The organism is Nitrospirillum iridis, assembly GCF_014205765.1.
In the GTDB taxonomy this organism is placed as follows: Bacteria; Pseudomonadota; Alphaproteobacteria; order Azospirillales; family Azospirillaceae; genus Nitrospirillum; species Nitrospirillum iridis.
Map to the genome: position 1 here is coordinate 110,900 of NZ_JACIIZ010000017.1, position 26,980 is coordinate 137,879.

Genomic DNA, 26,980 nt, shown 5'->3' on the forward strand with positions numbered 1-26,980 from the left:
CGCCATTGTCCATCGATCACCTGATCAACAGTTCCACCTTCCTGGGCAAAGTGGCGCTGGTGGCCCTGCTGGGGCTGGCGCTCGCCGGCCGCCTGTCCCGGCGGCCCCTGGAGCCGCGCCTGGCGAAGGTGGCGACCCTGCTGTTCGCCAGCGCCACGGCGATCGTCGTCGCCAGCCGCCTGGTCGAGCACGCGGTGGTGTTGCGCCATGGTCCCTTGGACCCCTGGAACCAGGGCCTGGCGGCCATCGCCGCCGCCTGGCTTCAGGGACAGCCGCTCTATCCCCTGCCCACCGACGGCTTCTACTACGGCCTGCTGTATGGCCCGCTGATCTATCGCGTCCTGGCCATGATGCAGGACCTGTTCGGCATTGGGACACCGCTGGCGGCCCTGCCGGGAATGGTGGCGGAGGCGGCGGCCCTGGCCGTCACCTGGCATGCCGCGCGACGCGCGGGCGTCGGCGGAGGTGCGGCCTTGTTCGCAACGGCCACCATGGCCGGCTTCGTGCTGCACACCTATCCCGACGTCGGGTTCCGAACCGACCCGTTCCTCTTGTTGCTGGCCGCCCTGGCGCTCTGGGCCACCACTGGACCAGCCGGCATGGGCCAAACCCTGGCGTTGGGATTGTACGCCGGGCTTGCCACCGCCCTGAAACCGTCAGGCGCCCTGTATGTGGGCCCGGCGCTCCTCGCGGCGCTGCCGCTGCGCGATTCCCGGGCGGCGGCCCGTGTCATTCTGCTGGTGAGTGTGACCGGCCTTGCCGGCGCCCTGCTGCCCTTCATCGGTACCGGAACCACACCCGCGGGCTATCTGCGCTACCTGGCGGCGCTGAGGCCCATGGGTCTGCATGGCCCCCGACTGCTGGGCAATGGCCTGATGGCGCTGTTGCTCGTGCTCCCGCCGCTATGGCTGCTGCCGCTGGCCGAATGGCGGGCGCGCGCGCAACTCCTGACGGGGCTGGCGCTGTGTCTACCCATTGGCTGCGTGCTGGGTGCCGTGGATGGTGCCGGGGTCTGGCATCTGGTGCCGTTCATTCCCTATGCCGCCCTGTTGCTCGCTCGCGCCGCGAACGCGCAAGCGGGATGGAGCCCGTACGCCCTGGGGCAGACGGCCGTGATCCTGTTGGTCATGGCCAGCGGCGCGCGCTACGCTTTGCAAGAGGCCGCCGACACCCTGGCGGCCGCCCCAAAGGCCGAGGCTGTGCGTCGGGCCATCACCGACTTCCTGACCGAGCATCCGGGCGCCCAGGTCGCCATCGCCCCCACCAATACACAGGACCCCCTGCCCCCCGACACCCAGTTGCACCGTCAGGTGGCCTGGCTGGTGGGCCAGGGGCAGCCGCTGATCCTGACCCGCAATGGCTGGCTCGACCTGGGTACCCCAATGGCCATCCAGCAGTTCATCGACCGCTACCTCACCCGGTGCGACGGACGATACTGGCTGGCCATGGACAAAGCGCCCTTTATTGCCGGCAAGCATACCCCACCCACGGTCTCGGCCGCTTTCCTGGCTCTGTACCATAGGGCGGCGCACAACCCGAACCTGGATGTGTGGACCTGTGGCCCGGAACGGGACGAACCTTAGGCGGGGTGGACCCAGACGTCGGCCAGCGCCGCCGCCACGTGGACGACCTCATCCTCCGTCATCTCCGGAAAGCAGGGCAGCGTCAGGATCTGGGCTGTCGCTTGCTCGGTCACCGGCAGGCTGACGGGGCCGGCCAGCAAGGGGCGCAAGGCCGGCTGGTGATGGTCCGGCACGGGATAGTGTATGGCGGTATCGACCCCGGCACGGGCCAGCGCCGCGGCCAGGCGCGCGCGATCGGGGCTGCGGACCACGGCCAAATGCGCCACATCATCCAGTCCCACCGGGGATGCCCAGTCGGGAACGGGCGCCGGGACGGCGGCGTGATAGCGGGCGATAATGGCGCGCCGCCGCGCGTTGGCGTCGTCCAAGGCCGGCAAGCGCAGGGTCAGCACGGCCGCCTGGATCTCATCCATACGGCTGTTGCGGCCTCCGGCCCGCGCCACCACGTACTTGTCGCCCCAGCCGTACTGGCGCAGCGCCCCCAGCCGGTCGGCCAGGGCCGCGTCGCTGGTCACCACGGCGCCGGCATCCCCCAACGCGCCCAGGTTCTTGGTCGGATAGAAGCTGAAACAACCGATGGCGCCGAACGCGCCCGCCCGCCGCCCCCGCCGCTGCGCGCCGTGAGCCTGGGCGCAATCCTCGATCACCGGGATGGTGCCCGCCGCGTCTAGGACGCCATCCATGTCGGCCAGACGGCCATAGAGATGGGTGACGATGATCGCCCGGGTCCGGGGCGTCAGCGCGCCGGCCAGCGCCACCGGCGATAAGGTCAGCGTTCCGGGATCGATGTCAGCGAACCGGGGCCGGGCACCGACCGCCAGGATGGCGGTCGTGGCATAGAAGCCGCCGTTGGCCACAGTGACGACCTCGTCACCCGGCCCCACGCCCAGGGCCCGAAGGGCCAGTTCCAGCGCGTCGGTGCCGTTGCCCACCCCAAGGCAATGGCTGGTTCCGCAATAGGCGGCGAAGGCGGCCTCGAAGGCCGCCGTCTCCGGCCCGAACAGCACGCGTCCCCGCGCCACGACGCGGGCCATGGCGGCGGCGATGGCATCGCCGTCCCGGTGACAGGCCCGCTGCAGGTCATTCAGTGGCACACGCATGTCGCGCCCTGCGTTTGCGGGATCATCACAGATACAGGGGCAGGGCCGCCCGGTAATAGTCCAATGTCGCCCTCAACCCCTCGGCCAAAGAGGTCTCGGGCGCCCAGCCCGTCAACCCCCGGAAGAGGCTATCATCGGTGTAGTAATCACCGATGTCGATACGCTCCCGATCGCTTGGAAAGGGGCTGACGACAAGTCCGCCGTCCCCGCCCCCTTGGGCCAGCAGTTGTTCGGCCAGTTCCCGCAGGCTGACGGGCGGACAGCCACCCACGTTGAGGATGCGCCCCTGCCCCATCGGCACGCGCGCCGCCTCCAACAGCGCCCGCACGGTGTCGTCGACATAGCTGAAATCCCGGCGCTGGTGCCCGCCCCAAAGTTCAATAGGGCGGCCTTCCAGCACCTGGCGCAGCCACAAGCCCAGGAAATTCTGCTTGGCATCCTTGACCCGCATGCCCGGACCGTAGGTGTTGGTCAGGCGCAGCACCCGCGTATCCAGCCCATGCACCCGCCAATAAAGGCCGTGATAAGCCTCCGCCGCCGCCTTGTGCACACCATTGATATCGACGGGCGCCAAAGGGTGCCGCTCATCCACCGGCAGGACGATGGGACGGCCATAAACCTGGCGCGTGCTGGCATAGACCACGGTGACCTGGGGGGCCAGGGTGCGGCAGGCCTCCAGCAAGGCCAGGGGGGCCCGGCAATTGGCGTCCAGGTCCTGAAGGGGCGCCACCATGGACGCCAGATGCCCCGTCTGGCCGGCGAGGTTGAAGACGACGTCACAGCCGGGCAGCAGGTCGCGCAACAGCGCCGGATCACCCAAATCGGCGATGCGGATGGTGGCCTGGTCGCGGATGTCCGCGACGTTGGCAATGTTGCCCCCGGCCTGCGGCTCAAGGGCGTCCACCACCGTGACCACAGCGCCCAGCGTGACCAGCCGGCAGGCCAGACGGGCGCCGATGAACCCCAGGCCCCCCGCCACCAGCACCCTGGCGCCCGCCCAGGAAATAGCGGTCGCCGCCTCGTCGGCGGCCCTGATCATCGATCCCGGCACCTGTGTAATCCCAACCCACGCACCCCTGCCCAAAGGTGCAAACCCAACCCAACACCTTCGCATAGATAGCGCAGAACGCGTTTCTGGAGGAAGCAAAGAACGCCGGAGGCTGTCAGGGAACAGATTTTATAAGAATTCGAGAGGGTGGGTGAAGGCCGGCGGCGGCGTCAACCGCCCCCCACCAGCAGCCGGAGGACCCAGCGGTGCAAAGGCTTCATCGGTGGCCGCACCAAGCGGTCCAGGCGCGGCCCCGCGCGATCGAATACCGCCTTGAGATGGCTGAAGGTGTCGAAACCGTCGCGACCGTGATAGCGCCCCATGCCGCTGGGGCCGACGCCGCCAAAGGGCAGATCCTCCACCGCCACATGGATCAGGGTGTCGTTGATCACCACCCCGCCGGCGGCCGTGGTTTTCAGCGCCCGGTCGATGACCGCGCGGTCGCGGCCGAACAGGTAGAGGGCCAAGGGCCGGGGACGGTCGCGCACATAGTCCAGCGCCTGGTCGACATCGTCATACGGCACGACGGGCAGGATGGGGCCGAAGATCTCCTCCCGCTGCAGGGCGGTGTCCTCCGGCGGATCCAGCACCACGGCGGGACCGATGTCCAGGCCCGGCGCCGGCGGGCCCAGTTCGCGCACCACGGCCCCGCGGGATTTGGCCTCCGCCACCATGGTGGCGATGCGGCGGCGGCCGGCCTCGCCAAAGACGGCGGACATGGCGCTGGCGCCCCCCTCCGGCGGGAAATAGGTGGGCACGGCGGCGGCCAGGGCGGCCACGAAATCCTCCCCCCGCGCGCGGGGCACCAGGGCATAGTCCGGCGCGACACACGTTTGGCCGGCATTGGTGAATTTGCCGTAGGCGATGTCGGTGGCGGCGGATTTGAGATCGGCGTCGGGCAGGACCAGGGCCGGCGACTTGCCACCCAGTTCCAGGGTGACGGGGGTCAGGTTCTCCGCCGCCGCCTTCATCACCAGGCGCCCCACCCGCGTGGAGCCGGTGAACAGGATGTGGTCGAAGGGCAGGCGGCCGAACTGGGCACCCACCTCCGCCCCGCCGGAAACGACGATAGCGGTGTCGCCGCCCACCGCCTCCGCCACCATGTCGCTGATCAGCGCGGTGGTGCGGGGGGTCAGTTCCGATGGCTTGAGCAGCACCCGGTTGCCGGCGGCCAGGGCCCCCGCCAGCGGACCCAGCGCCAGGAACAGCGGGTAATTCCAGGGGGCGATGATGCCCACCACGCCCAGCGGCTGGGGCTGCACCCAGGCGCGGCCGGGGCCCAGCGTCAAGGGCACCGACCGGCGGCGGGGCCGCATCCAGCCGGCCAGGCGCCGGCGGGCATGGCGCAGGCCCTCCAGCGACACGAAGATCTCGGCGAACAGCGTCTCATGCGCCAGCCGCCCGCCGAAATCGGCATCCACCGCCTGGACCAAGGTGTCCCGGCGGTGGACCAGCGCCCGTTCCAGCGCCGCCAGCTGTTCCTGACGCTGGCCAGCCGACGGATAGGGATCCCGTCGCGCGGCCGCCGCCAGACGGTCGAAGGCCTGGGACACCGCCGCCAAGTCACCGTCCGTTCCCTGCTCCACCGCCATCACCACCGCCTCCTTCAACCATCAAACGCGCCGCCCTGAACCGGGCCAGCGACCACCGGCGCCCGAGGAACCCTAGAAATGCCAATTCAGATAGCCGCCGAAGCGACGGGGCGATCCCATGCTGAGCGCGTCGAGGCCGAAGCTGTCCAGATTGTTGATGTCCATGATGTAGGTCCGGTCGAACAGGTTGCGCACCCACAGCCCGAGGCTGATGGTGCCGTTGGGTGCCGTCCAGCCCAGGCGGGCATCGGTCAGCCAATATCCCCCCTGGCTGAGGCGGGCGAGGTTGTGGCTGTCGAAGTAGACCAGCGAGCGATAGGAGACGTTCAGGCTGGCGTTCAGCGTGCCCATGTCCTTGCCGCCGATCCCGTCCAGCGGCTGATCGTAGCTGACCAGGCCGGTCAGGGTCCACCGGGGGGCGGACGGCAGGCGGTTGCCGCTCAAGCTCTCCCCCTCTGACACATAGTTCAGATATTCGCTGTTGAGGTATTCGCCGCCCAGGCTGATCTCCAGCCCCTTCATGGGGGCCAGCGTGATGTCGGCGTCGACGCCATAGAGGCGGGCGTTGGCCGCGTTGTTGAAGGTCTGCGTCGGGATGCCATCGCGCGTGACGATCTGGAAGACCTGCAGATTGCTGTAGTCATAATAGAAGCTCGCGGCGTTGAGACGCAGATGCTTGTCCCACAGCTCGGTCTTGGCGCCCACCTCATAGGCGTCCAGCGTCTCGTCGGCATAGGGCTTCAGGTCGGCGGGGTCGCGGGTGTAGCCACCGAAGAAGCCCCCGCTTTTGTAGCCGCGGTTATAGCTGGCGTAGACCATGACGTCGTCGGCGGGCCTGACCTGGATGGACGCGCGGCCGGAGACACTGTCGAAGGATTTGGAATTGGCGTAGCTGAACACCTCGACCACGTCCTCCACCGTGCTGCGGTAGCGGAAGTCCTTGTCGTCCTGGGAATAGCGCAGCCCACCGGTCAGGGTGACCCTGTCGGTCAACTGGTAATCCACCTGGCCGAAGACGGCATAGCTGTTGCCGGTCTGGGTGTAGGGATAGCCCACCGTGGCCACGTTGTTTTCCAGCGAGAAGCCGGTGGGATTGTCGTCGGTGACGAACAGCGGGCGCAGGTCGCGCAGGATGTCGTACTGGCTGGAGGTGTTCAGGTAGTCGTGCAGGAAGTAGGCGCCGGCCACGCCGCGCAGCTTGTCGGTCAACGGCGCCTCCACCCGCAGTTCCTGCGAGATGTCGTGCTGCGTCGCCTTGTAGGCGCTTTGGATCAGGCTGTTGGGGCTGGCGTCGGTGTCCTCGACATCGTCACGCTCGGCACTGTCAAAGCCGGTGATGGAATAGAGCGTGGCCTTGCCCAAATCCCAGCGCACATTGACCGAGGCGCCCCAGGTGTCGACCTTGTCCTTGCCCTTGAGGTTGTAGTCGCCGGCATAGGGGTTGTTGTCGGTGTCGGCATAGCCCAAGGCGTCGGTGCACAGGCCCGAGGCGTATTGCCCGGCGGCGCAGAGGCCATTGGCGCCCGCGACCGATGGATCCTGGGGGATCAGGGCGCGGGCCTGGGTATAGCGGCTATCGCCCCGGTTCTGACCACCATGCAATTGCACCGTGACGCTGAGGTCTTCATTGGGCGTAAACAGCAGGCTGGCGCGGCCGCCCCAGCGGTTGACGGCGTTGACGGTGCTGTTGGTCACGCGGTTGAAGGTATCGCCATCGTCGCGCTCATAGACACCGGCGATGCGCATCGCCAGCTTGTCCGGGACGATGGCGCCGCCCGCGCCCGCCTCCGCCTTCACCGCGTTGTAGCGGCCATATTCCAGGCTGCCGTCGCTGGTGGTCTCGAACGTCGGCTGGCGGGCGGTGATGTTGATGGCGCCGCCAGTGGTGTTGCGGCCGTAGAGCGTGCCCTGGGGACCCTTCAGCACCTCCACCCGTTCCAGATCGAAGAACTGGCCCAGTTGCGCCAGGGGGGAGGCGACGAAGACGCCGTCCATGTAGATGCCAACGGCGCCAGCGGCGTTGGCGTTGAAGTCGTTCAGGCCCACGCCGCGGATGAAGATCTTCGGATTGGCGCTGGCGTCGGACGTCTTGATCTGCAAGCCCGGCGTCAGGCTGGGCAGATCCTGGACGTCGCGCACGTCCATCTTCTCCAGCGTCTCGGCGGTCAGCGCGGTGATGGCCACCGGCACGTCCTGCAGGTTTTCCGACCGCTTCTGCGCCGTGACCAGGATTTCCTGCAACGGCCCGTCGACTGTCGGCGCCTGTTGCGCCGTGGCGATCCCGTGCAGCGCGCACAGCGCCACCCCCGACAGCAGCAGCAGTCCAACGCCCCTGCGGCCCATACCCTTCATGCCCGTTCGCGTCATGGTTGGCTCCCTGTGTTTGGTTCCGTCGTTGCGCAACCGCCCTGATAACGCCCTGTTTTTATTAACCTCTAGTGCCCGCCAGAGGGTACGCCCGGCCGCTCAGGCCGACATCTCGAACACCGGCCAGGTGCCCGTGATGGCGCCGCCGTCATAGGCCAGCAGCGGCCCGAATTGCAGCAGCACCGCCTCGCTTTGCGTCGGCCGCAGGAACACCCAGTCATCGGGCCTCAGCGGCACCCGGCGCGACCCGGACCAGCGTTCCTGGTTGCTGGACCGGCCGTACAGCCCGCTCAGTTGCAGGCCCGGCGGCGACACCGGGTTGGCCAGCCAGTGGCCGCCCTGGACGAAGAAGGCGCGGGCCGTGTTGGGATCGAAGAAGGCGGCGATGCCGGCCAGGCTCTCCAGCCCGGGAATCAGCCCCGGCTCCGCCACCTTCAGCACCGGTGTCGCGATGAAGCAGGCGGGCTGGTGATGGGCCAGCGTGTCGATGTCGAAATCCGTGGGCTTCACGAAGGCGGAGCCCACCGCCACCTCCGTCGCCACCGGGTCATCGGTGTGCAGGGCATAGGTGGGACTGCCCGCCGTGTTGAAGGTGTAGGGCGACTGCCCGTCCTTCAGCGGCGCCTTTTCCTTCAGCACGCCGGCCATCCGCGCATAGATGTCCTTGGCGCGCGCCAGTGCCTTGCCCCGCATGTCGAAGACGCCCGGCATCTTCGCCACGTGCGGGTCATAGCCCATGAGGCCGCAGGCGGTGACGGCCGGGTCCAGGCCCGCCAGCATGGCGGCCAGCGCCGCCGGGTCGGTCAGGCCGCCCCGGTGCAGGCCCACGTCGATCTCGAAATTCACCTTCAGCGCCACACCCCGCGCCTTGGCCATGGCCGTGTACTGGCCCAAGCGCTCAGGCGTGTCGATCAGCCATTGCGGCCCCGGGGCCTGGGCGCCCAACCGGTCATAGTAGGCGGCGGCGGCGGCCACCGGCAGCGGCTTGCCCATCAGGAAATCGGCGTCCGGCACGCGGGTTCCCATCTCCACCAGCATGGCCTGGTTGAAGACCATGAAGCGGTTGGTTTTCAGTCCGGTGGCCGCGCGGTGCATCAGTTCATGGCTGGGCAGCGACTTGACGACGATGCGCAGGGCCTTGGCCCGGTCGCCGGCCTTGCCCAGCGTGTCGCCCACGGCCTTGATGTTGGCGGACAGGCGCCCGGTGTCGACCACCATCACCGGCTGGGCCACGCCCGCCAGGGTCAGCGCCGCCGACAGGCCGGTGAAATAGGCGTCGTGCCCGCCGCCCCGGTCCGGTTCCGGCCAGGCCAGCGCCCCCACCCCCGCCACAGCACCGGCGGCGATGCCCCCTGTCAGCACCCGGCGGCGCGTCGGCCGCCCGTCATGTCTAGGCATCGGCCAACACCCCGCGCAGATAGTCGTTGAGGAAGCGCCCCTCCGGATCGACCTGGCGGTGGATGTCCATCGCGTCGCGGAAGCGGGGATAGAGGGCGGTGAAATCGGCGGCCTTCAGGCTGTTCAGCTTGCCCCAGTGCGGCCGGCCGCCATGGCGGCGCAGGATGGGTTCCACCACCTCGAACAGGAACTGGTAGTCATCCTTGTAATAGGCGTGGACGGCGATGGAGCCGGAGGGCCGGTCGTGGAAGGGCGACAGCCAGGCGTCGTCCGGCGCGATCACCCGCGCCTCGATGGGGAAGAAGACGTCGTGCCGCCGCGTCTCGATCGCCTCGATGACTTCCTGTAACGCCGGGATCTGGGCATCGCGCGGCAGATGGAATTCCATCTCGTTGAAGCGGATGGGGCGCTCGTTTGACAGCAGCTGCCAGCTTTCGGCCACCACCCGCTCGGGCTCCAGCGATGACAGCACATGCTTGGCGACACGGCGGCGCAGGGCGGGCGACCAGCCCAGCCAGTCGCGCAAGCCCTTCAGGCTCATGACCGCGTCATTGTCCTGGGTGGGCGGCCGGGGGGTGGCGGGGGCGTCCGTCTCATCATGGGTGATGACGGCCGTCATGCCGGTGAAGGGCAGGTAGTAGAACTCCACATTGCGATGCTGGGCCTGCAGGACGGGCCATTCGGCCAGCGTCTGTTCCACCGGCTGCAGCCACACCCGCCGTTCCACCCGGCGCAGGGGCGTGTTCTTGAGCGTGACACGGGTCAGGACGCCGAAGGCGCCCAGCCCCACCTTGGCGGCGGCGAACAAATCGGCGTTGCGCGTGGCGTCGCAGTCCAGAATCTGGCCGTCCGCCGTCGCCAGGCGGAAGGCCTGGACGTTGCCGTGCAGCGCCATCAGGGTGACGCCCGTGCCGTGGGTGGCGGTGGACAGGGCGCCGGCCAGCGACTGCTTGTTGATGTCGGGCAGGTTGGGCATTTCCTGGCCGACGGCCGCCAGGGCCGGCCCCAGGTCGGCCAGACGGGTGCCGGCGCGGACGTTGGCGGTGAGCGCGCCCATATCATGGCCGTCCAGACCGGCGATGCGGTCCAGGGTCACCAGGGTGCCGGGCGTGGGCACCAGGGGCATGAAGGAATGCCCCGAGCCCACGGCGCGGATGGGCCCGGGCGCCGTGCGCACCAGATCCGCCAGTTCGCCCTCATCGGCCGGCGCCGCGCGATTGGCCGGATAGGCATGCTGGATGCCGGACCAGTTGCGCCACAGCAGATGGTTGGCGGCATCGGTGGCGGGCGGGGCCGGCGGTTCCGGCTGCACGCCCACGCGCGTGGCGGCGACACCGCCGGCGGCCAGCGCCGTGCCGCCCATCAACAGAAACAGGGTGCGCCGTGTCAGCATGGTTTGGTCCGGTTCCCCCTTGGTGATCGCGTCATTGCGGTTTGGCGCCCGGCGCCTGACCGGCCATGAAGCGGATCAGCGCCTGGTAATCATCGGCGGTGCAGGAGAAGCACTGCCCGCCCGCCGGCATGCCGTTGAAGCCTTCCAGCGTGTGTTTCAGCAAAAGCGGCTGGCCCTTGGCCCAGCGGGGGCCCCAAGCCGCATTGAATCCCACCAGCGGGGCGCCGGAATCCGGATTGGCGTGGCAGGCCTTGCAGCTGGTTTCATACAGACCGGCCAGCCGCCCGTCCGCCGGGCGGCGCGCGGCCAGCGCCTCGGCCGATGGCGGCGCCTCGGGCGCCTTGTCGCAGGCTGTCGGCCCCGCCAGGGCCGCCAGCAGGATCAGCGCGGGCAAGCGTGCCCGTTTCGGAAAATATCCGCGTCCCAAGCCCATGAAGTTCCCCGTCGGCACCCGTCTGTCGCAGGCACGCCGTTAGTCATCGCTAACTTCGTTAGTGATAGCTAAATCAGCGCCGGCCGGCAAGGGGCTTCTGCGGGCTTTTGTCACGGCACCCATAGTTTGGCCAATTGGGGGTATAGCTTGCCCCAAATGACACCATGGTTTGCTCAGCGGCAGGCCATCCGTTGTCGCTTCATAAGTGGCTACAAATTCGCGAGATTCCCCGAAGTCGCCCGGTGCTCTCCGCAAGGCGATGGAACGCAAAATACCCATCAGAACTGTAGGAGGAATCCCCTCCAGGTCGACCAGCGCGAGCGTCGTCGGCTCGCCGTCATTGCGGTAGTGTTCTTGGCAGTTGTGGAAGACTGCCCATGTTATCGTCTGAGAGCGTGGTGGAAAATCGATGATCGTCCGGCGTGGGGCGAGAGGTGGTCATTGGTCCGGTCGGCTAGCCTGAAGAACTCATCAGGGTTGGCGTATCCACCGGAGGCGGCTCATGGCGCCAATGATCAATAGAAGTCCATCGCGCAGACCTTGAAATGCCGCTTGGTCAGGTCTATCGCCACCAAGTACGCCGTGGTCATGGTGCCTTCCATAACGATGTCCATCAGACATCATAATCTGTCATCCGCCAATGCCGGGAAAAGAGATGTCCACACCATCAGCTCAGATGTGACAGCGGTGGGTGCTGCACGGACATCCAACTTACGCTATATTGCGCGGGAATTGTCAATTCGAGATACCCGCCAGACAACGGCAGAGAAAAGCATGGATCGCCTTTTTCCCTATGGTCTCGACGCGCCGCCCGTTGTCCGCAATCTATTGCTAGGCTCGTTTATTTGTGGAGCGCTTTTCGCGCTGGATCTCGTCGACATTCTGCCGATCCACTTCAATGGCCTCATCTGGCCGGCCCTGTCGATGGGCGCTGGCGCGGTCGCCATGATCTGGTCGAGCGCCCGCGGCAAGATCAGAGCTCGCGAGATCATCCTCGACCGCATCGACTGGCGCGGTGACGAGCGGGTGATCGATATAGGCTGCGGGCGCGGCCTTTTTACCATCGCGGCGGCGCGCCGCGTGCCGCGCGGCCATGTTATTGGTATCGATATCTGGCAGACGGAGGACCTTTCCGGCAATGGCCCCGGCGCCGTCATTGCGAATGCCGCGCGCGAAGGAGTCAGCGGCCGCGTCGAGTGCCGCAGCGCCGACATGCGGAACATCCCCTTCCCGGACGACAGCTTCGATGTCGTTATCTCGTCAGCAGCGATCCACAATCTCTATGATCCTGCGGATCGCGCCCGCGCGATCCGCGAAATCGCCCGCGTCCTCGCGCCGGACGGTCGCCTGGTGATTAGCGATATCCGCCATTTGTCCGACTATGCGCTATGCGCGCGCGAAGCCGGTATCACAACCGTCATTTCGCGCGGCATCGGGGATCAGATCTGGCGCTTCGGCAGCTTCGGCTTTCTGGCTCCGGGGCTGGTGCTAGGACGTAAAGGACCGGGATGACGCAGCCACATCGGAAACCGACCCCTCGTTGTTCCCCCGCGTCGGGCGCTTTCGGCGTCCATCGATAGGATTTGGATCGGAAAGGATTAAGTGGGAATCGGTACCCGCCCCCAAAAGGCCAATCGATAGGCGGCATTCTTTGGTTCGTTTTCTGAAAAAGTTGTGATTGAGATCTGAAAACCTATCCACATTATCAGTTAGTTAAGAAAGCATGTGACGCAAACTATGAGTGTCGTGACACATTGTGTCAGGGACGGCATAGTTTAGCGGGGCAAAGCGGTGGGACGGGGCCCGCGGCGCAGCGGGACAGGCATCAAAGGAGGCCCAGTTCCAGCCGGGCCTCCTCGCTCATGCGATCCCGGGTCCAGGGCGGGTCCCACACCAGTTCCACCAGGACGACACTCACCCCGGGGACCAGGGAGATGAGATGTTGAACCTGTCCCGGCAGGGAGGTGGCGACGGGACACGCCGGCGTCGTCAGCGTCATCTCGACATAGACCAGGCCGTCCTGTCGCACCATGACCTCATAGATCAGGCCAAGATCGACCAGGTTGACGGGAATTTCAGGGTCGCGGACGGTCTTCAACGCCTCCACCACCTCCCGCTCCAGCGCGGGGTTGCCGCCATCGGGCTGGGGGCGCACTGCGGCCCGGGGGGCCGCCGCCGGCGGGTCGGACGTCACGTCCGCCAGCCCGGTGTCCGTCTGTGGGGTCCTCATCACGGTGCGGCCTTCATCGCCTCTACTCCGTCTTCACGACCGTGCCGCCACCTCGCACCGCCGCTTCCAGCGTATGCCAGGCCAACGTTGCGCATTTGACCCGGGCGGGGTAGGCTTTGACGCCGGCCAGCGGCTCCAGCCGATCGCCCTCCTCCTCCAGGCCCGGCGGCAATCCGGGGGCGCCCCCGGTGAGCCCGCCGGTGGCCCCGCCGGTGGCCAGGGTGTGGAAATGCGCGAACAGGGCCTGGGCCTCGGCCAGGGTCTTGTTCAGCATCACCTCGGTCATCAGCGAGGCGGAGGCGGTGGAGATGGCGCAGCCCTTGCCCTCGAAACTCACCTCGGCGATGCGGTCGTCCCGCAGGCGCACGAAGATGGTCACCGTGTCGCCACACAGCGGGTTATGGCCATGGGCCAGATGGCTGGGATCCGGCAACGGACCAAAATTCCGGGGATGACGCCCATGGTCCAGGATGATGTCCTGGTAAAGGTCACGCAAATCCATCATGGCGGTTTCTCCTATCGCGCCGACGTCAGGCCGAACAGGCGCTGAGCCGCGCGCACGGCGGCGACCAGGGCCGCGACGTCGTCTTCGTCGCTATAGACCCCGAAGGAAGCCCGCGCCGTCGCCACCACGCCCAGGCGGTCCATCAGCGGCTGGGCGCAGTGGTGGCCGGCGCGGATGGCCACGTCATGCCGGTCGAAGATGGTGGCCAGGTCATGGGGATGAATGCCGTCGACCTGGAACGACACCACGCCCAGCCCGGGGCCGTCGGCGCCGATGAGAGTGACGCCGGGCACGGCCAACAGGGCGTCCCGGGCGTGGTCGGTCAGGGCCGCCTCATGGTCACGGATGGCCGCCATCCCCAGACCGTCCATGAAGTCCAACGCCAGGCCCAGGCCGATGGCGCCGGCGATGTCGGGCGTGCCCGCCTCGAACCGCTGGGGGGCGTCCTGATAGGTGGTCTTGGCGAAGGTCACCGTGCGGATCATGTCGCCGCCGCCCTGCCAGGGCGGCATGGCATCCAGCACGGCCCGCTTGGCGTACAGCACGCCTATGCCCGTGGGCCCATAACATTTGTGGCCGGAGAAGACGTAGAAGTCGCAATCCAGGGCCCGCACGTCGACCGGCAGCCGCGGCACCGCCTGGCAACCGTCCAGCAGGACCTTGGCCCCACAGGCATGGGCGAGGTCGACCACCCTCTCCACCGGGACGAGGCCGCCGGTGACGTTGGCGACATGGGTCATGGCCACCAGTTTGGTGCGGGGCGTCAGCAAGTGGGCGAACGCCTCAAGGTCCAGGCCGCCACCGGCGTCGATAGGCGCCACCACCAGCTCGATACCCAGGCGGTCGCGCAGCATCTGCCAGGGCACGATGTTGGAATGGTGCTCCAGTTCCGAGACCAGGACCTGGTCCCCCGGCTTCAGGAAGGCCAATCCCCAGGCCTGGGCCACCAGGTTGATGCCCTCCGTCGCACCGCGCACGAAGACGATCTCGCTGGCATCGGCGGCGTTGAGGAACCGCGCCACCCGTTCCCGCGCCGCCTCGAACCGGGCGGTGGAGCGGGCGCTGAGGCCATAGACGCCGCGATGCACGTTGGCGTAGTCGGTGCGGTAGTATTCGGCCAGGCCGTCGATCACCGCCGCCGGCTTCTGCGCGCTGGCCGCCGTATCCAGGAACACCAGCCCGGGATTGCGCTCGAAAACGGGAAATTGGCGCCGGATCACGACGGGGTCGAAGGCCCCGCCATCGGCGCGGGCGACCATGGGCCGCTCCTGGATCAACACGCTCATCGCCCGCCCTCCAAACCATCCAGCCATGACCGCAGATGGCCGTGCACATGGTCGCGAATGGGCTCATCCAGCCCGGCGCCGTCGATGACGTCGGCGGCGAACGCCTCCACCAGCATCAGGCGGGCGGTGGCGGGGTCGATGCCCCGGGCCTGCAGGTAGAACAGCGACGCCTCGTCCAGGCTGCCGACCGTGGCGCCGTGGCTGCACTTCACGTCGTCGGCCAGGATTTCCAACTCGGGCTTGGTGTCGACCCAGGCCGTCGGGCTCAGCAGCAGATTGCGGTTCAACTGCCGGGCATCGGTGCCGTCGGCGCCGGGATGAACCCGCACCGTGCCCAGGAAAACGCCGTGGGCGCGGTCCTGCATCACTCCCTTCACCACCTCATCCGTCCGGCAATGGGGGGCCGCGTGCGTCACCACCGGGGCGAAGGTGGCCTCCTGGCTGCCCCGCAGCAGATAGGCGCCATTCAGCGCCACGCTGGCGCCGGGGCCGCCCAGATTGACCTGGATGTCCCGGCGCGACAGACGCCCGCCGGCCATCAGGCTGAAGCTCTCGTAGCGGGCGTCGCCCGCCAGGTCGCCCCGCACGACGCTGGTATGGATCGCCTCGGCGGCATCGCGCTGAAGCTGCACATGGCGCAAGGCACCGCCCGTCGCCACCGTCACCACCGTCACCGTGTTGAGCCAGCCAGCACCCACGCCCGTCGATGTCTCGATCACCGTCGCCCGGCCGCCCGCCCCGACGACCATCCGGTTGCGCACATGGGCCGCCGCCGGGGCGCCCATGTCGGCATAGTGGATGACCTCAACCGGGGCTTCCAAGGTCACGCCCGCCTCCACCGCCAGCACGAAGCCGTCGGCGAACAAGGCGGCGTTCAGGGCGGCAAGGGACGCTTCGCCCTCCGCCAGGGACGCGGCCACCAGATCGGGGCGCTCGCGGAGCGCGTCCGTCACCGATCCCAGCCAGACGCCCTCCGGCAGCACACCGATATCGGACAGGGCCGGCGCGAAACGGCCGTTGACCAGCACCAGGCGATGGCTGGGGCACGGCAGCCGGTGGGGCGCCACGGTCGCCGCGTCGACCGCGACCGGGTCGGGCGGCGCCGGGGGAAACACGGACGCGGTCAGGGGCCGCAGGTCGGTGAACCGCCATGCCTCCTGGCTGCGCTTGGGGTAGCCTTCGGCGGCGAAACGAGCCATGCCGGCGGCCCGGTGCCGGGCCAGCCAAGGTGGCTGGCCCCCTGGGGGCACGGCATCCTGGTAGGAAGCGCTCTCTTGGGTGATCAGCATTCCATCCCCCTCAAGCCGCGCTGCCGAGATGGGCGTAGCCGGTACGTTCCAGCTCCGCCGCGAAGGTCTTGTCGCCCGACGCCACGATGCGGCCGTCGCTCAGCACATGCACGTGGTCCGGGACGATGTAGTCCAGCAGGCGTTGGTAGTGGGTGATCAGGACGATGGCCCGGTTGGGATCGCGCAGGCGGTTGACGCCGTCCGACACCACCCGCAGGGCGTCGATGTCCAGGCCGCTGTCCGTCTCATCCAGGATGGCCAGCTTGGGTTCCAGCATCGCCATCTGGAAGATCTCGTTGCGCTTCTTCTCGCCGCCGGAAAAGCCGACGTTCACCGCACGGCGCAACAGGTCGTCGCTGATGTCCAGCAGCTTCAGCTTGTCGCGCACCGCCTTCAGGAACTGCGCGGCATCCAGTTCCGGGACGCCGCGCTGACGCCGCCCGGCGTTCAGCGCGGCGCGCAGGAAGTACATGTTGTTCACGCCCGGAATTTCGACCGGGTACTGGAACGCCAGGAAGACGCCCTCCCGCGCCCGCTCGTCCGCCGGCAGGGCCAGCAGGTCGCGCCCCTGGTACAGGATGGAACCGCCGGTGACCTCATACCCCGGCTTGCCCGCCAGCACGCTGGACAGTGTGCTCTTGCCCGCGCCGTTGGGGCCCATGATGGCGTGCACCTCCCCCGGCGCCACGTCCAGGTCGATGCCCTTCAGGATGTCGCGGCCGCCGACGATGCGGGCCCGCAGATCGCGGATTTCCAGGAGATTGGTCATGGTGGGGTCCCTTTGTCGGTCGCTTGCGGATGTGTCGTGACGCTGCCCGGCCCTGCTAACCCACGCTGCCCTCCAGGCTGACGGCCAGCAGCTTCTGGGCCTCGACCGCGAATTCCATGGGCAGTTCCTTCAGCACTTCCTTGCAGAAGCCGTTGACGATCAGGGACAGCGCGTCCTCCTGCGTCAGGCCGCGCTGCTGGCAATAGAACATCTGGTCCTCGCTGATCTTCGAGGTCGTGGCCTCATGCTCCACCTTGGCGCTGGGGTGGCGCACCTCGATGTAGGGCACGGTATGGGCGCCGCATTTCTTGCCGATCAGCAGGCTGTCGCACTGGGTGTAGTTGCGGGCCCCCTCCGCCCTGGGCATCACCTTCACCTGGCCGCGATAGGTGTTCTGGCCCCGGCCGGCCGAAATGCCCTTGGAAATGATGGTCGAGCTGGTATCGCGCCCGATGTGGATCATCTTGGTGCCGGTATCGGCCTGCTGCAGGTTGTTGGTGATGGCGACCGAATAGAACGCCCCCACCGAGCCGTCGCCCTCCAGCAGGCAGCTGGGATACTTCCAGGTGATGGCGGAGCCCGTCTCCACCTGCGCCCAGGAGATTTTGGCCCGGTCGCCCCGGCAGGCGCCGCGTTTGGTGACGAAGTTATAGATGCCGCCCTTGCCGTTCTCGTCGCCCGGGTACCAGTTCTGCACCGTGGCGTATTTGATCTCCGCATCCTCCAGCGCCACCAGTTCCACCACGGCGGCGTGCAGTTGGTTCTCGTCGCGCTGGGGCGCGGTGCAGCCTTCCAGATAGCTGACATAGGCGCCCTTGTCGGCGATCAGCAGGGTGCGCTCGAACTGCCCGCTCTTGGCGGCGTTGATGCGGAAATAGGTGGACAGCTCCATCGGGCAGCGCACGCCGGGCGGCACATAGACGAAGGACCCGTCGCTGAACACGGCGGAGTTCAGGGCGGCGAAGAAATTGTCCCCCTGGGGCACGACCGATCCCAGGTAGCGGCGCACCAGGTCGGGATGTTCGCGCACCGCCTCACCGAAGGAACAGAAGATGATGCCCAGGTCGGCCAGCTTGTCCTTGTAGGTGGTGGCGACCGACACGCTGTCGAACACGGCGTCGACGGCGACGCCGGCCAGGGCCGCGCGCTCGCCCAGCGGGATCCCCAACTTCTCATAGGTCTTCAGCAGTTCGGGATCGACCTCGTCCAGGGACTTGGGCCCGCTGTTCGCCTTGGGCGCGGAATAGTAGGTGGAGGCCTGGTAGTCGATGGGCGCGATGTTCAGCTTGGCCCAATCCGGCGGCGCCATCCGCTGCCAGCGGTGGAAGGCCTTCAGCCGCCATTCCAACAGCCACGCCGGCTCCCCCTTCTTGGCGGAGATGAAGCGCACCGTGCCCTCGTCCAGGCCGGGGGGCGCCTCGTCAGCCTCGATATCGGTGACGAAACCATATTTGTAGCCATCGCCGGTGCCCTTGATCAGGCCATCCAGAGTGTCGGGCGGTGCGTCGGCCCTTTCGGTCATCGCGAGATCGGACATGGCGTGCGGCATCCCGTTTCAGCTTGCGTGCCCCTGGGTTCAGCAACTGTCGTGCCAGACCGGAAACCCCTGTTTCGTAAGGGATTAGCTGGAACGGCCGCGTTCGGATCACGACGTTTGTCACGATTGCGACAGGGGGGTTCGGCACCAAGGGTATCCGCGCAACCCTCATTCAACGCGCTGGTGGGGCCTGCGGCCGGCATTGGCGCGGGCGCCGCGGGCGCGGCATGTTTCCTGCACCGCCGGGGCGGGGTGTTTTCAGGAAGGGAGTTGGGGCGAATGACGACGCAAGAGGCCGGGACGGTCACGATCTATGAGCGGATCGGCGGGGCGGAACCCATTGGCCGTCTGGTTGAGGCGTTCTACCGAAATATGGACACGCTGCCGGAGGCGCGGGAATTGCGCGCCATCCACGCCCCGGACCTGACCGAGACCAAGCGCGTGCTGAAGCTGTATCTGGCGCAGTGGATGGGCGGACCCGGCGATTATTCGGCGGAGCGCGGCCACCCCCGCCTGCGGGCGCGGCACATGGGCTTCAAAGTCGGCACGGCGGAGCGTGACGCCTGGTTGCTGTGCATGAAGCGGGCGTTGGACGAGACGGTGCCCCAAGCCGACGCGCGCCACGCCATCCTGGCGGCGCTCGCCCCCCTGGCCGACTGGATGCGCAACCAGCCGGAAGGCCAGGACTGATCCCCAGGACTGAGCCCAAGCCGAACGGCGCCGCGCCCGTCGTGACAGCGCGGCGCCTTCCGGAAAGCGGACGCCTAGGCGGCGACGTCCGCCTTCAAGCTCTCGACCTCGGGTCGCGGCAACCGGAACAGACCCCGGCCGCCGACGAAGGTCTGATAATGCATGCCGGCCCGCAGGCTCAGATGGTTGAACCAGTCCTGCGGGGCCAGGGCCGGCGGGCGTTCCCCGATTTCCACCACCGTGCCATTGGGGGCGAAGCGCACGTGGATCATGACGGTTTCGGTTTGCATCCCTTCCCTCCTTCAAAAGCCGGAGCCGAAGCCCAGCAGTTCGACCTTGATATCCTCGGTGCCCAGGATCTTGGCCTGGCAGGCCAGCCGTGACTTGGAGCCGACGCCGACGATGGCATCCAGTTTCTCGTTCTCTTCCTTGGCGATCCGCGACAGGCCCTTGCGCCCCTCCTGGACGTAAACGTGGCAGGTGCCGCAGGCGGCGTTGCCGTTGCACTTGTGGGTCAGCGCCTCATCCGCGGCCAGGATGGCCGCCAGCAGCGTCATGCCTTCACCGGCGGTGATGGTCTTGCCGGACGGCATGATGGTCAGCAGGGACATAACGGAAGCTCCTTTATTTTAAAATGGCGATTGTTCTCGTGTGTCATCAGTAAATCGCGGCACCCGCCCCGACGTTGATCGAGGCATCCTTCATGGTGCCGACAATGAAAGCGATCTGGTCTTCGCTGAGATGGGTATGGAAGGGCAGCGCCACGGCCCGGTCGGCCACCTTCTCCGTCACGAAGAAGTCGCCCCGGCGGTAACCCAGGTCGAAATAGTGGCGTTGCAGATGCAAGGGGTGGCTGTAGGCCACCGCCTCCACCTGCTCCACCCGCAGATCCTCGATGATGGCGTCGCGGCTGGATCGAGAGAACCGGGTCCCCAGTTGAACCAGATAGAACAGCCAGTTCACCTCAGTGGCATCCGGCCCGACATAGGGGTCCTTGATGCCCTCGAAGGATTGGACGTGCTTGAAATACAGGTGCTGGACCAGCCGCCGCCGCTCCAGGATCTCATCCAGGCGCCGCAACTGGGCCAGACCCAGGGCCGCCGCCAGGTCACTCATTCCCGCCTGATAGGGCGGCGTGCCGCTGACCACCACCGACGTGCGCTCATGGGGGCGGTGCGTCCGGCGGCGTCGCAGGGCCATGGCGATGTCAACGTCGTTGGTCACCACCATGCCGCCTTCGCCGCAGGTGAGCGGCAGGGGTTGGGAGAAATCAAACACGGCCGTATCCCCGAAGGTGCCGACCAGGGCACCCTGGTAGCGCGAGCCGATGGCCTCGGTGGAATCCTCGATCAGGATCAAACCATGTTGGGTCGCCAGCGCGCGCAGCGCGGCCCAATCGGCGGGGTGGCCGTTGCTGTTGCCGCCAATGAGGGCGCGGGTCTTGGGCGTGATGCGCGCTGCCGCCTTTTCCGGGGACAGCGTGCCCGCCCAATAGTCGATGTCGGCGAACACCGGCCGCGCGCCCGCCAGGCTGATGGCATGGGCCGTCTCGCGAAAGGAATAGGGCGCGGCGACAACCTCATCCCCCGGGCCGATGCCGTGCGCCTCCAGCGCCATCAGCAGGCCCAGCGTGCCGCTGGGCACCGCGATCGCGTAGTCGCGCCCGAGGTAATGGGCGAACGCCGCCTCAAACGCCTCAACCACGGCACCGCCGGATACCCGGGGGGAGCGCAGCACCGCCTCCACCGCGGCCAGTTCGGCGGTGGTGATGTCCGGATCGCTGAGCGGAATGGTGCCCACGTCCAGGACATCGCCATCATCCACCACTTCCGTCTGGGCCACCTCCGTCTGGGCCTCCCGCTGGGCCTCCCCCTGGGCGGCGATCATGACGGCACCGCGCGGCGCGCCAGCACCACGCCCGTGGCGCAGGCCGGATCCGGCGTCAGATGAACGCAGTGGTCGCGGCCATCCAGCAGATGCAGGTCGAAGCTTGGATAACTGCGGAACGGCGCCTCCACCACGTCGGAGGCGTCACAGCGCGTCCACGACAGGTGCGGCAGCAGGACGCGCAGATCGGCGAACACGCCCTCATCCGCAACCGGCCGCGCCAGGAGGCCATCGATCAGCCCCAAATCCTCCGTGCTTACGACCATGTCGCCCTCTCCTCCCTCATTGCCAGAACAGCCGGTCGGCATCGGTGTTCAACAGGTCCAGCAGGTCGCGCAGCCGGCCGTAACTGCCATGCAGTTCCCAGGCGGCACGGCCATGGTCCCGGCGATACAGGCGCCAGCCGTCCTGGCGGTATTCGATCAAGGCGACGTCGATGACCCCGCCGGTGGCGTCGATGTTGCGGGAGCAGCAGGGGCTTTCGATGCGATAGCCATGGGCCGCCGGCAGCACGCTGGGCTGGACGTAGAGATAGCGCTGCCGCGCCGCCAGGGCGCGTTCGATGCGCTTGCGGTCGACATCGTTGGGATGGGGACCCCGTCCCAACGTCGCGGTATCCTGCTGGGGTGCTGCCATCATGCACATCCTGGTCCAAACCCATTCAGATCAAAGCGGCGCGATCTCCTCCTCCAGGCATCCGATGACCCGAAGATCGGCGAATTCGATGAGGTAGATCGGGGTGTTGGTTTCAGTGTGGGTTCCCACCTGCACGATCTCGCCGGCGGTGCCGGCGGTGACCAGCAGGGCGTCGGCCACCGCCTCCGGGTAGGAACCGTCGTTGTGCAGGTCGGTGAGCACCTGCACACGCTGGCCCCATTGGTACTTGGGCGTCCTGGGTTCGATCATGGCCGTCCCCCGGCGACGGTGGGCAGCGGCAGATCGGCATCGTCGTCGGCCACGGCCACCGGCTCCAGCTCCTTGCGCTTCATGCCGACGCGATGGCCACTGCCGACGAATTCCACACCGTAGATGTAGAACTGCTGCAGGAAGGTGCCGATGCTGACCACATAGCCCTCCTCCCCCTTGCGGGCCAGGATGTCGCCGATCTCCTTGCCGGCGTAGGTGCCGTCGTTGCGGATGGTCCGCCGGGACCGCACCTTGTCGCCAAAGGTGAAGGCCGGCGGCTCCACGATTTCCACCACGTCACTGTCGCGGACGATATTGCTCATGGCGCGATATCCTTCCAACCATCGGTCCCGGTGCTGGATAGGCGGGACAACACCATCTCGCGCACCAGGATGTCCTCATCCTTGGCCAGCGTGACCACCTGGGGCAGCGGCACGCGCCCCGCCACCTCGAACCGCACCCGCCAGTCGGGGTCCCGGCCCAGCCGGGCCAGCAAGTCGGCCGGCAGGCGTTTCGCCACCTCAAGCCGGACGGTGGCGTCGGCGTCGGCCGCCATGGGCAGGACCCAATCGGCGGGCAGGCGGCAGGCGACCACGCGGCGCACCTCCGGCTCCTTGTCCGCCATCATGCGCGCCAACAGGGGGGGCGCCACCCGGCGCGCCACGACCAGGCGCACGTAGTAATCGGGGTCGGCCATCATGGGGATCAGCTCCGCATCCGCCAGCAAGGTGGCGACGCGGATGCGCACCTCGCGATGGGGATCGGCGCGCAACCGCAGGGCATAGCGCCTGGGCAGGCGACGGACGGCGTTCCATCGCACCGTCTCTTCCTCGTCATTCAGCAGCGGCGGCAGCAGAAAGATGTCCGCATGCTTGGCGGCGATGGCCCGCACCTCGAAATACGGATGCCGCAGGTAGTCGTTGGCGAGATCCGGATTCCAGGTGAAGAACCGGTCGATCCGCCGGGCGTAACGGTCATTGACGCACGCCTGCCTCAGCCGACAGCGACCCACATCCCGCAGGGCGCCGTGCCCACAGGTGTCGCAGGACACCGGCGCCCCCAGCCAATCCACCGCCTCATCGATGTCAGTCATGATCGTCCTGCCCCATGCGCTGTATGACATTCAGCAGGACCTCGGCGCCGACCTTGTCGGTGGGGTCCAGTTCCAGAAGCTTCAGCACGGCGGCCAACCCCTCATCCAGGTTGCCCAGGCGCATCTGCAGATAGGCGTAGCCCTTGAGCGTGAACAGGAAGAAGCGGGGCAACTGGCTGTCATAGCTGCCGAAATCGGCGTCGACGGCGGTGACCTGCCGCCAGTCGGGGGACAGGTGATTGTCCTGCGCCGCCTTGGCCAGGCACAACCGGGCGACGTCCAAGGCGTCGGCCAGCCGCCCCTTGTAGAAATAGAACCGGTAGAAGGCGATCAGGACGGCGGCATGGCCGGGCGCCGCCGTCCGGGCATGCCGCAGATGGCGCAAGGCCACCTCGTCCAGGTGATAGGCCTGGCCGGCGGCGCCCAGATGGTACTCGGCCGCCGCCGGCAGGCCGCCGCCCAGCAGGGCATCCGCCAGCAAGGCGTCCTCCGCGATGGCCGACCGTCGATCACCATGTCCCAGCGGTCCCATCATGCCCCTGGCCCCTCCCCGACCGCCGCCTACTGAAGCCGAACCGGCGCGCTGACGGCCGACCCGCACGACGTCGCCTTGGGATCGCGGAAGACCAGGCCGGTCTGCGACGCGCCGTCGGTGAAGTCGATGGTCACGCCTTCCAGGAGAATGCGGCTTTCCGCCGGCAGGAACAGGCGCAGGCCGTCGCGTTCAATGACGGCGTCGCCCGGTTGGGCCGCGTCCTTGACGCTGATGTCCGCCGACAGGCCGGAACAGCCGCCGGGGCTGAGCACCAGGCGAAAGCCGCTGTCCGGGCCGCCGTCGGCGCGCAGCATGAAGCGAATGAACCGCTCGGCGGCGGGGGTGATGGTGAAGCTCATGAGGAAAGGCTCCTTTACGCCGGAATCTGGTAGCGCGGATATGAGGTGTCGATGACGCAGGTGTTGTCGACCGGACAGACGGCGGCGCACTGCGGCGCATCGAAATGCCCCAGGCATTCCGTGCACTTCTTCGGGTTGATGACGAAGGTGCCGTTCTTTTCGGAGATTGCCACGTTGGGGCATTCGGCCTCGCAAGCCGAACAACTGGTGCACTGGGACGCGATGATCTTCAAGGCCATGACGGTATGCTCCTCGTGGGGGATGTCCTGGCGGGGGGGATGCGGCCCACCCCGCCAGGCGCCTCGGGCGACAAGGATCGGCGCGCCTCAGGCGGCGACGATCAGCGCGCCCTGGCGGATGGCGGCGTCGCCGCGCGGGTGGTGTTCCAGCGCACCGCTGGTCACCTTTTCCAGATAGCCCTTGAACCAGGCGATGGCTGATTTCTCAATGAACTCGTGGGCGTAACCGTCCACGGGCTCGATGCCGGCCTTGGTCAGGTCATCCTTGGGGCAGCCGCCGATCTTGGCGACAAAGACGGCATGGCAGTCGTTGATGGCGCGGATGACCGTTTCCAGGCTGCCCTCATCGCCATAGCCGCCCTGGCAGTACAGGTCCACCCGGCGGTGGCCGACGAACTTGGCGCCGGCGGTCGACAACTCATAGACCTGGAATTCCTTGGCATGGCCGAAATGTTCGTTGATCAGGCCCGACCCCTTGGTCGCCACGGCCACCAGCAGGGTGATGTCGCTGCTTTCGCCCGCCAGCGTCGCCAACTCCTCCTGCTTGGCCGCCACCTTGGCCACCCGCTCCTCCTCCACCTTGGCCTGGTAGGCCTTACGGCCGTCCAGGTCGTAGGCGACCTCCATCTCCATGATCTTGTCGGTGGTGAACTCCGCGCTGCGGTCCTCGCCCAGCAAGCCGACGGCATCGGCCCGGCACTGGCGGCAATGGCGCATCATGTTCATCTCGCCCTCGCAGCTGTCCTGCAGAGCCTTCAACTCCTGCGCGGTGGGACCGCGCTGACCCGTCAGGCCGAACACGGTGCCGTGCTCGGGGGCGGAAATCAGGGGCATGATGTTGTGCAGGAAGGCGCCGCGGGACTTCACCGCCCGGTTGACCTCCACCAAGTGCCGGTCGTTGACGCCCGGGATCATGACCGAGTTGACCTTGCACAGGATGCCCCGCTCGGTCAGCATCTCCAGGCCCTGAAGCTGGCGGTCCGTCAGGATCTTGGCGGCCTCGACGCCGGTGTAGCGCTTGTGCTTCCAGAAGATCCACGGATAGATCATGGCGCCGATTTCGGGGTCGACCATGTTGATGGTGATGGTCACATGGTCGACGTTGTAGCGGGCGATGGTGTCGACATGGTCGGGCAACGCCAGGCCGTTGGTCGACAGGCACAGCTTGATGTCGGGTGCTGTCTGGGAAATCAGCTCGAACGTCTTGAAGGTCTTGGCCGGGTTGGCCAGGGGATCGCCCGGCCCGGCGATGCCCAGCACGGTCATCTGCGGAATGGTGGAGGCGACGGCCAACACCTTCTTGGCGGCCTGCTCCGGGGTCAGCCGTTCGCTGACCACCCCGGGGCGGGATTCATTGGCGCAGTCGTATTTGCGATTACAGTAATTGCATTGGATGTTGCAGGCTGGCGCCACCGCCACATGCATGCGGGCATAGTGGTGGTGCGCCTCCTCACTGTAACAGGGATGGTTCTTCACCTTCTCCCAAATCTCGGTGGGCAGGTCGCCCTGGCCTGCGGCCGATCCGCAACTGGCCTTGCCGCTGCCGCCCTGGGTGCCGCAGCCCTTGTGCTCCGCCACCTGCTGCATCACGGCGTCGATGGTGGGAAGGGCGCCTGCGGAGGCCCCGTCTTGCTGCGTCGATGCGTGCATATTCGTTCCTCGCTTTTGAGCCGCCCTCGCTCTCGGGGCAAAAGGCCGGCGGTCGGACGTCAAGGCCGGGACTGGTCACCCACCGGTTCAGCAACCGGCATGCCACTATCAGGATCGCAATATTCTGTTTTATATCAGTTACTTGTTGAGAAACGCCGATGTCGGCTTACCGACAGGCGCTGGTACGTCTGGCGGAAACGCGACAGGGCTCACGCCGCGTCGCGCAGAATTTCAACCGCCCGCGCCAAGGGCAGCGCGATGGGCGTCAGCCCCTGGGCCGACAGGAACTTCACCTCATTGCGGGTCAGGGCAGCCGGATCCACGATGGCGTAGTGCCGGGCCCCTGACCGCTTGGTCACCTGGCGGGCGTAGGTGCGCAGCAACTGGTCGTGGAAACGACAGCCGATGAACAGGAAGGCGCGATCCCGGCGCCTGTCCTTCACCACCTCGGGGATGGGGGTCTGGATGTCGATCTCCGTCAGAACCTCGACATAGTCCGCATCCGAGATCAGGAAATTCCGCGCCGGCAGCGCGCCGCCGTGGGGCTTGTACAACAGGGTGGTCCAGTCGGCCGCTTGCGCCCGGTGGACCTCCGCCCCGCCGGCATCATAGAAGCGGTACCAGCGATCCTCGCCGATACCGGCACGGGTGATGCCCTGCACCTCCCCCCACGTGTCGCCATGGGCCGCCAATGCCGTCCGCATGGCCCCGTCGTACCAGCTGTCCACGATCAACGGCAGATCCAGGGCGGCCAGATGGGCATGCAGGGCCGTGGGCGCCACCGGCGGCTGGAACGCCTCCGCCATCCACGCCGACAGCGTGGCGCGGTGCTTATAGCTCTCGATGTGCTGCGCCGACGCCCAGGCGTTGCCTTTGGCGCGGCGCGGCAGGGCCACCTTGCCGGCGAAGAATTCCGCCAGCGCTTCCGGCGTGGCCGGAACCGGGGACGGCGCGGCATCGGCATCCATCTGTTGCGCCAGTCCGGGCCCCAGATAGGGGACGACGCTGCCCTGCCGCAGGCCGCTGGCCAGATCGGCCAACAGCGCCTCGGGCTCCACCCCGGCGTCCAAGATCGCGCATGCCGCCGTCAT

29 protein-coding genes are annotated in these 26,980 nt (G+C 67.4%); 3 read left to right on the plus strand and 26 right to left on the minus strand.

The genetic code is table 11. From position 1 onward, the window contains the following. Positions 1–5: 5 nt before the first annotated feature. Positions 6–1,583 carry a glycosyltransferase family 39 protein gene (locus FHS74_RS24980; RefSeq protein ID WP_184806861.1) on the plus strand — a complete coding sequence of 526 codons (1,578 nt, stop codon included), beginning with the start codon at positions 6–8 and terminating at the stop codon, positions 1,581–1,583. Here FHS74_RS24980 and FHS74_RS24985 read toward each other — a convergent pair. The 7 genes from FHS74_RS24985 to FHS74_RS25015 all read right to left on the minus strand — a co-directional run bounded on the left by FHS74_RS24985 (position 1,580) and on the right by FHS74_RS25015 (position 10,875). Beyond that, a complete protein-coding gene (locus FHS74_RS24985; protein ID WP_184806863.1) occupies positions 1,580–2,683 on the minus strand; it encodes a DegT/DnrJ/EryC1/StrS family aminotransferase in 1,104 nt (367 codons plus the stop codon). The genes FHS74_RS24980 and FHS74_RS24985 overlap by 4 nt on opposite strands. A 25-nt stretch (positions 2,684–2,708) precedes the next feature. Further along, positions 2,709–3,722, minus strand: coding sequence for an NAD-dependent epimerase/dehydratase family protein (locus FHS74_RS24990; RefSeq protein ID WP_184806865.1), 1,014 nt, complete (start codon positions 3,720–3,722; stop codon positions 2,709–2,711). Positions 3,723–3,901: 179 nt separating this feature from the next. Next, positions 3,902–5,323: a coniferyl aldehyde dehydrogenase gene (locus FHS74_RS24995; protein WP_184806867.1), complete on the minus strand. Its 1,422-nt coding sequence runs from the start codon at positions 5,321–5,323 to the stop codon at positions 3,902–3,904. Positions 5,324–5,395: 72 nt separating this feature from the next. Continuing rightward, complete coding sequence (locus FHS74_RS25000; protein WP_211106533.1) at positions 5,396–7,690, minus strand: TonB-dependent receptor; 2,295 nt, start codon at positions 7,688–7,690, stop codon at positions 5,396–5,398. A gap of 99 nt (positions 7,691–7,789) precedes the next feature. After that, positions 7,790–9,088, minus strand: a complete 1,299-nt coding sequence (locus FHS74_RS25005; RefSeq protein ID WP_184806869.1) for an alanine racemase — start codon at positions 9,086–9,088, stop codon at positions 7,790–7,792. Then, positions 9,081–10,481 carry a D-arabinono-1,4-lactone oxidase gene (locus FHS74_RS25010; RefSeq protein WP_184806871.1) on the minus strand — a complete coding sequence of 467 codons (1,401 nt, stop codon included), beginning with the start codon at positions 10,479–10,481 and terminating at the stop codon, positions 9,081–9,083. Before FHS74_RS25010 ends, FHS74_RS25005 begins: the two co-directional genes overlap by 8 nt. 31 nt (positions 10,482–10,512) lie before the next feature. Continuing rightward, complete coding sequence (locus FHS74_RS25015; protein WP_211106534.1) at positions 10,513–10,875, minus strand: c-type cytochrome; 363 nt, start codon at positions 10,873–10,875, stop codon at positions 10,513–10,515. Between the two features lie 813 nt (positions 10,876–11,688). Here FHS74_RS25015 and FHS74_RS25020 point away from each other — a divergent pair. Next, the gene (locus FHS74_RS25020; protein WP_184806875.1) at positions 11,689–12,426 is read left to right on the plus strand and encodes a class I SAM-dependent methyltransferase; all 738 of its coding nucleotides are present in this window, start codon (positions 11,689–11,691) and stop codon (positions 12,424–12,426) included. Positions 12,427–12,739: 313 nt separating this feature from the next. Here the strand turns inward: FHS74_RS25020 and FHS74_RS25025 are convergent, their stop codons facing one another. Genes FHS74_RS25025 through sufB form a run of 6 tightly spaced genes read right to left on the minus strand, consistent with a single transcriptional unit; the run spans position 12,740 to position 18,515 of the window. Next, on the minus strand, positions 12,740–13,144 hold the full coding sequence (locus FHS74_RS25025; protein WP_184807024.1) for an iron-sulfur cluster assembly protein: 405 nt from the start codon (positions 13,142–13,144) through the stop codon (positions 12,740–12,742). A gap of 22 nt (positions 13,145–13,166) precedes the next feature. Continuing rightward, on the minus strand, positions 13,167–13,649 hold the full coding sequence (gene sufU / locus FHS74_RS25030) for a Fe-S cluster assembly sulfur transfer protein SufU (protein WP_184806876.1): 483 nt from the start codon (positions 13,647–13,649) through the stop codon (positions 13,167–13,169). 11 nt (positions 13,650–13,660) lie between these two features. After that, a complete protein-coding gene (locus FHS74_RS25035) occupies positions 13,661–14,935 on the minus strand; it encodes an aminotransferase class V-fold PLP-dependent enzyme (RefSeq protein WP_184806878.1) in 1,275 nt (424 codons plus the stop codon). Then, positions 14,932–16,224 carry a Fe-S cluster assembly protein SufD gene (gene sufD, locus FHS74_RS25040; RefSeq protein WP_184806880.1) on the minus strand — a complete coding sequence of 431 codons (1,293 nt, stop codon included), beginning with the start codon at positions 16,222–16,224 and terminating at the stop codon, positions 14,932–14,934. Before sufD ends, FHS74_RS25035 begins: the two co-directional genes overlap by 4 nt. A 10-nt stretch (positions 16,225–16,234) precedes the next feature. Beyond that, complete coding sequence (sufC, locus tag FHS74_RS25045; RefSeq protein ID WP_184806882.1) at positions 16,235–16,993, minus strand: Fe-S cluster assembly ATPase SufC; 759 nt, start codon at positions 16,991–16,993, stop codon at positions 16,235–16,237. A 55-nt stretch (positions 16,994–17,048) separates the two neighbouring features. Further along, complete coding sequence (gene sufB / locus FHS74_RS25050) at positions 17,049–18,515, minus strand: Fe-S cluster assembly protein SufB (protein WP_184807026.1); 1,467 nt, start codon at positions 18,513–18,515, stop codon at positions 17,049–17,051. A 294-nt stretch (positions 18,516–18,809) separates the two neighbouring features. Here sufB and FHS74_RS25055 point away from each other — a divergent pair, with 294 nt between their 5' ends. Continuing rightward, entirely contained in the window at positions 18,810–19,220 is a 411-nt protein-coding gene (locus tag FHS74_RS25055; protein WP_184806884.1) for a group II truncated hemoglobin, read from the plus strand. A 74-nt stretch (positions 19,221–19,294) separates the two neighbouring features. On the opposite strand, the gene FHS74_RS25060 is transcribed toward FHS74_RS25055, so the two are convergent. The 13 genes from FHS74_RS25060 to FHS74_RS25120 form a co-directional block, all read right to left on the minus strand. Further along, on the minus strand, positions 19,295–19,510 hold the full coding sequence (locus tag FHS74_RS25060) for a hypothetical protein (RefSeq protein ID WP_184806886.1): 216 nt from the start codon (positions 19,508–19,510) through the stop codon (positions 19,295–19,297). Positions 19,511–19,522: 12 nt separating this feature from the next. After that, positions 19,523–19,831: a 2Fe-2S iron-sulfur cluster-binding protein gene (locus tag FHS74_RS25065; RefSeq protein WP_184806888.1), complete on the minus strand. Its 309-nt coding sequence runs from the start codon at positions 19,829–19,831 to the stop codon at positions 19,523–19,525. A 46-nt stretch (positions 19,832–19,877) separates the two neighbouring features. Further along, the gene (locus tag FHS74_RS25070; RefSeq protein WP_184806890.1) at positions 19,878–21,107 is read right to left on the minus strand and encodes a DegT/DnrJ/EryC1/StrS family aminotransferase; all 1,230 of its coding nucleotides are present in this window, start codon (positions 21,105–21,107) and stop codon (positions 19,878–19,880) included. Next, positions 21,104–21,373, minus strand: a complete 270-nt coding sequence (locus tag FHS74_RS25075; protein WP_184806892.1) for a hypothetical protein — start codon at positions 21,371–21,373, stop codon at positions 21,104–21,106. Before FHS74_RS25075 ends, FHS74_RS25070 begins: the two co-directional genes overlap by 4 nt. 16 nt (positions 21,374–21,389) lie before the next feature. Further along, on the minus strand, positions 21,390–21,746 hold the full coding sequence (locus FHS74_RS25080; protein WP_184806894.1) for a DUF3024 domain-containing protein: 357 nt from the start codon (positions 21,744–21,746) through the stop codon (positions 21,390–21,392). Positions 21,747–21,773: 27 nt separating this feature from the next. Then, positions 21,774–22,013 carry a nitrogen fixation protein NifZ gene (locus tag FHS74_RS25085; RefSeq protein WP_184806896.1) on the minus strand — a complete coding sequence of 80 codons (240 nt, stop codon included), beginning with the start codon at positions 22,011–22,013 and terminating at the stop codon, positions 21,774–21,776. Next, positions 22,010–22,336 (minus strand): nitrogen fixation protein NifZ, encoded by a 327-nt coding sequence (locus FHS74_RS25090; protein WP_184806898.1) that lies wholly within the window; start codon positions 22,334–22,336, stop codon positions 22,010–22,012. The genes FHS74_RS25085 and FHS74_RS25090 overlap by 4 nt, the downstream gene beginning before the upstream one ends. After that, complete coding sequence (locus FHS74_RS25095) at positions 22,333–23,106, minus strand: 4Fe4S-binding leucine-rich repeat protein (RefSeq protein ID WP_211106535.1); 774 nt, start codon at positions 23,104–23,106, stop codon at positions 22,333–22,335. Before FHS74_RS25095 ends, FHS74_RS25090 begins: the two co-directional genes overlap by 4 nt. Beyond that, complete coding sequence (locus FHS74_RS25100; RefSeq protein ID WP_184806900.1) at positions 23,099–23,641, minus strand: tetratricopeptide repeat protein; 543 nt, start codon at positions 23,639–23,641, stop codon at positions 23,099–23,101. Before FHS74_RS25100 ends, FHS74_RS25095 begins: the two co-directional genes overlap by 8 nt. Positions 23,642–23,667: 26 nt before the next feature. Further along, on the minus strand, positions 23,668–24,000 hold the full coding sequence (locus FHS74_RS25105) for a HesB/IscA family protein (protein WP_184806902.1): 333 nt from the start codon (positions 23,998–24,000) through the stop codon (positions 23,668–23,670). Positions 24,001–24,014: 14 nt separating this feature from the next. After that, positions 24,015–24,239, minus strand: coding sequence for a 4Fe-4S binding protein (locus FHS74_RS25110; RefSeq protein ID WP_184806904.1), 225 nt, complete (start codon positions 24,237–24,239; stop codon positions 24,015–24,017). A gap of 87 nt (positions 24,240–24,326) precedes the next feature. Then, positions 24,327–25,889 (minus strand): nitrogenase cofactor biosynthesis protein NifB, encoded by a 1,563-nt coding sequence (gene nifB / locus FHS74_RS25115; RefSeq protein ID WP_184806906.1) that lies wholly within the window; start codon positions 25,887–25,889, stop codon positions 24,327–24,329. Between the two features lie 209 nt (positions 25,890–26,098). Further along, a complete protein-coding gene (locus tag FHS74_RS25120; protein WP_184806908.1) occupies positions 26,099–26,980 on the minus strand; it encodes an SIR2 family NAD-dependent protein deacylase in 882 nt (293 codons plus the stop codon).

Excerpts from the sequence above, each read along its gene's own strand:
- FHS74_RS25025 (WP_184807024.1), bottom strand. The coding sequence starts at position 13,144 with ATGAGGACCCCACAGACGGACACCGGGCTGGCGGACGTGACGTCCGAC.
- FHS74_RS25100 (WP_184806900.1), bottom strand. The coding sequence starts at position 23,641 with ATGATGGGACCGCTGGGACATGGTGATCGACGGTCGGCCATCGCGGAG.
- FHS74_RS24990 (WP_184806865.1), bottom strand. The coding sequence starts at position 3,722 with ATGATCAGGGCCGCCGACGAGGCGGCGACCGCTATTTCCTGGGCGGGC.
- sufB (WP_184807026.1), bottom strand. The coding sequence starts at position 18,515 with ATGACCGAAAGGGCCGACGCACCGCCCGACACTCTGGATGGCCTGATC.
- FHS74_RS25065 (WP_184806888.1), bottom strand. The coding sequence starts at position 19,831 with ATGTCCCTGCTGACCATCATGCCGTCCGGCAAGACCATCACCGCCGGT.
- FHS74_RS25010 (WP_184806871.1), bottom strand. The coding sequence starts at position 10,481 with ATGCTGACACGGCGCACCCTGTTTCTGTTGATGGGCGGCACGGCGCTG.
- FHS74_RS25075 (WP_184806892.1), bottom strand. The coding sequence starts at position 21,373 with ATGGTCGTAAGCACGGAGGATTTGGGGCTGATCGATGGCCTCCTGGCG.
- FHS74_RS25070 (WP_184806890.1), bottom strand. The coding sequence starts at position 21,107 with ATGATCGCCGCCCAGGGGGAGGCCCAGCGGGAGGCCCAGACGGAGGTG.
- FHS74_RS25120 (WP_184806908.1), bottom strand. The coding sequence starts at position 26,980 with ATGACGGCGGCATGCGCGATCTTGGACGCCGGGGTGGAGCCCGAGGCG.
- FHS74_RS25035 (WP_184806878.1), bottom strand. The coding sequence starts at position 14,935 with ATGAGCGTGTTGATCCAGGAGCGGCCCATGGTCGCCCGCGCCGATGGC.
- FHS74_RS25060 (WP_184806886.1), bottom strand. The coding sequence starts at position 19,510 with ATGCAAACCGAAACCGTCATGATCCACGTGCGCTTCGCCCCCAATGGC.
- FHS74_RS25105 (WP_184806902.1), bottom strand. The coding sequence starts at position 24,000 with ATGAGCTTCACCATCACCCCCGCCGCCGAGCGGTTCATTCGCTTCATG.
- FHS74_RS25110 (WP_184806904.1), bottom strand. The coding sequence starts at position 24,239 with ATGGCCTTGAAGATCATCGCGTCCCAGTGCACCAGTTGTTCGGCTTGC.
- FHS74_RS25090 (WP_184806898.1), bottom strand. The coding sequence starts at position 22,336 with ATGAGCAATATCGTCCGCGACAGTGACGTGGTGGAAATCGTGGAGCCG.
- FHS74_RS25020 (WP_184806875.1), top strand. The coding sequence starts at position 11,689 with ATGGATCGCCTTTTTCCCTATGGTCTCGACGCGCCGCCCGTTGTCCGC.
- FHS74_RS25085 (WP_184806896.1), bottom strand. The coding sequence starts at position 22,013 with ATGATCGAACCCAGGACGCCCAAGTACCAATGGGGCCAGCGTGTGCAG.
- FHS74_RS24995 (WP_184806867.1), bottom strand. The coding sequence starts at position 5,323 with ATGGCGGTGGAGCAGGGAACGGACGGTGACTTGGCGGCGGTGTCCCAG.
- sufD (WP_184806880.1), bottom strand. The coding sequence starts at position 16,224 with ATGCTGATCACCCAAGAGAGCGCTTCCTACCAGGATGCCGTGCCCCCA.
- nifB (WP_184806906.1), bottom strand. The coding sequence starts at position 25,889 with ATGCACGCATCGACGCAGCAAGACGGGGCCTCCGCAGGCGCCCTTCCC.
- sufC (WP_184806882.1), bottom strand. The coding sequence starts at position 16,993 with ATGACCAATCTCCTGGAAATCCGCGATCTGCGGGCCCGCATCGTCGGC.
- sufU (WP_184806876.1), bottom strand. The coding sequence starts at position 13,649 with ATGATGGATTTGCGTGACCTTTACCAGGACATCATCCTGGACCATGGG.
- FHS74_RS25095 (WP_211106535.1), bottom strand. The coding sequence starts at position 23,106 with ATGACTGACATCGATGAGGCGGTGGATTGGCTGGGGGCGCCGGTGTCC.
- FHS74_RS25080 (WP_184806894.1), bottom strand. The coding sequence starts at position 21,746 with ATGATGGCAGCACCCCAGCAGGATACCGCGACGTTGGGACGGGGTCCC.
- FHS74_RS25005 (WP_184806869.1), bottom strand. The coding sequence starts at position 9,088 with ATGCCTAGACATGACGGGCGGCCGACGCGCCGCCGGGTGCTGACAGGG.
- FHS74_RS25055 (WP_184806884.1), top strand. The coding sequence starts at position 18,810 with ATGACGACGCAAGAGGCCGGGACGGTCACGATCTATGAGCGGATCGGC.
- FHS74_RS25000 (WP_211106533.1), bottom strand. The coding sequence starts at position 7,690 with ATGACGCGAACGGGCATGAAGGGTATGGGCCGCAGGGGCGTTGGACTG.
- FHS74_RS24985 (WP_184806863.1), bottom strand. The coding sequence starts at position 2,683 with ATGCGTGTGCCACTGAATGACCTGCAGCGGGCCTGTCACCGGGACGGC.